This is a genomic window from Clostridium porci (assembly GCF_009696375.1).
Classification (GTDB): Bacteria; Bacillota; Clostridia; order Lachnospirales; family Lachnospiraceae; genus Enterocloster; species Enterocloster porci.
Genome location: NZ_VUMD01000052.1, coordinates 1 through 2,615, shown reverse-complemented (window position 1 = coordinate 2,615; position 2,615 = coordinate 1). Strand labels below are relative to the sequence as shown.

Annotated in this window: 2 protein-coding genes; both read right to left on the bottom strand. The window is 43.1% G+C overall.

Features of this window, described 5'->3' with window-relative positions:
* A partial coding sequence (locus tag FYJ39_RS20210; protein WP_207708717.1) for a hypothetical protein occupies nt 1-1,318 on the bottom strand: 1,318 nt, incomplete at its 3' end.
* Between the two features lie 102 nt (nt 1,319-1,420).
* Nucleotides 1,421-2,263, bottom strand: a complete 843-nt coding sequence (locus FYJ39_RS20205) for a hypothetical protein (protein WP_154474099.1) — start codon at nt 2,261-2,263, stop codon at nt 1,421-1,423.
* Nucleotides 2,264-2,615: the final 352 nt, after the last annotated feature.

Genomic DNA, 2,615 nt, shown 5'->3' with positions numbered 1-2,615 from the left:
CGGAATCCAGTTTCCGGAGATCCACGTTGTAGGTGGTCTGCCAGTCTTCGCTGTGCTTGTAGCGGTGTACTTCCAGAGCGATGGAACCTTCGCCGCCTTCACCGCCGCCTCCGCCACCACCGCCGCCGTCTCCGCCATCGGTAGTTAAGGACATGTCTTTCTGCATGGCACAGAACATGGTCTGGAAGCCACCATGGTCACGCCCATTTTGTTGTGCGGTTGAATTAGAACTATGTGTACAAAAATCCATTTCGTATAATACTGGCTGGGACAAATCGGTTAAATATCCCTGTTTTTCAAACTGAAGTGTCAGGTTGGCAGTAGCAAAATCTGCTCCTGCAGGTCCTTCAAAAATGATTTCGGTATTTCCTGTCGCCGCATTATATTCGTTTTTTACAATACTCCAGCCACCAGGTCCTACATCTTTTCCATCCAATTTGATATTTTTGTAGTAAGACTCCCATACACTGGATAGTCCTTGGCATGGTAATGTTGCAATGTACTGGTTGGGATTAGCTGGATTCTGAACGGCTGCAATTTTGTTTGCTGCTACACCGGATTCTGTATTCTGGATTGCATTGTACATGACAATGGCAGCGTCCCAGCAATCGTAGAAAAATTTTTCTCTTTTTTCTCTTAACTTTTCTGCGATGGATGAATCCAATTGGGTAGTTTTGCCTTCCCATGTCTCAGGTGTTAAATGATACTCGTACTGCATCGCATTACAGTATGCCTGGTAAGCAGCGGCCCGATCCATACTTAAAATTGTTGCTTCATAATTGGCTGTTCTTGACATTCGTCCTTCGATTGCCAGTAATACAGATTGTGACATAATTTGCAGTTCCGTGGTGGAGTACATACTGCGGCAATCTGAAAGAGATTGCTGACCTGGAGCGATAGCGGCAGCTGCAGCAAGACAGAAAGTGAATTTTTTCATGATTTCTGATTGAGAACCATAAAGATTTCTTACATGCTCATTACCACTAAAATCTTCATATTCATTGACTGTTAAAGATTGTTTAACCCACGCTTCGGTTCCCATTGGCGGTTGGCCAGTATGGTTTGCTACACAGAATGTATATCGCCCGTTCATATCCTTAAACTCGCCCGTTCCGCCCTCAAAGTAGGTTTTTCTGGGCCAGCCGAACGCAGAACCATCCGTTGTTGGAATTTCGCTCCACATTAGCTTGAGTCCCGTATCCTTCTCATGTGGATCATATCGTACTGCATACGAATCCACTATATAATGGCTGATTACTGGATTGGTAGCTAATGCAACAGCTAATAAAGCAGCTATAGCTCGCTTATGTTTCTTCATCTACAAAATCCTCCATTTCTTTTTTTTAATTATGAGAAAATTACGGAGAAAATTGGAAAAAGAAAAAAGAACCTCTCCCCTAGGAAAGGTTCTGTGTTTTGCTTAGTTATATAAAAATGTAGGACTATCAGGGTAAATATACCATGTATCATTTAAACCTGGTGTTAGCAAAATACTAAAACCACGTCCTTGTACACTTCCCCATGCCATACGATAACTACCAGTTGGAAGTCCGAAAACCGTATCTGAATTACCTGTGGATGCCATTGGTTGTCTACCAGCAGATAAAGATTCATAACCAGAATTATCATAAAACGCATTCAGTTCTATGCCTTGAGATGGAATGTTATTAAAGAGCACTTTAGCGGGTCCATAAAATGAACTTACCCAATTTTCTCTATTATCTGTTTCAACCTTTAAAGTTACGCCATTGTAATCGACATTATAAGTAGGTCCCCAGATTCCCTGTCCAATTTCTGTTTTGTTCGGCAGTCGATCCACTCCACCTGCTCCCATCATCCCCATAATTTCCGGATTTACCACAATCTTCTCAATACTCTTTCCATCCATGACTGGATTTCCAGTTGTTGTGTTTGTCTGCGTAGCAGTCTGAGTAGTCAGTACCTCATCTCCAAGGTCCAGCATAACCTGTCGTTTCTGTACCACCCCGTCCTGCACCCAGGCGCCGTCTGCATTCACGGTATAGCCGTCCGGCGTGGTCGTATTTGTAATCAAGTAACCGTTCCCATCGAAGTAGTAACTTTCCACAGTGCCGTCACCGTTCCCGTCAATCCACTTCCACTCGCTTGCCGGATAACTATTATCTGTTCGCTGCCACCACCATCCAGTTGCGTTCTGCTGCCAGGATCCCATCCCCGCGAATGCGGTCATGCTCATTGCCATACTCATCACTGCAGTCGCCGCTAACAAAAGTCTCTTTTTCATAATGATACTCTCCTTTTTTGATATTTTTTTGTTTCTTTTAAATCTGACTACATTGTACCGCAGAAGCGACGATCTTGCAAACCGAAAAGTTTGCGGATAAAGAAAAATGGGTTATTTTCATGAAGTTTTTCTTTACATTCCAATATGGAGAGATTCATACAGCGGCTTTATCGCTATTACATGCATAAAACATTTGAGACGATGTTGTTTGCATTATAATTATGCGTTTCCTCAGTTTCGGATTCCGGTTCCGTCTTTTCTGTTGATTCCGCTACTTCTTCTTTTTCTTCTTTCGATTCCGCAATGGACTCTTTTGAAGTCGGGAGCTGGGAAGCCGGAGTTTTAGGAAGTA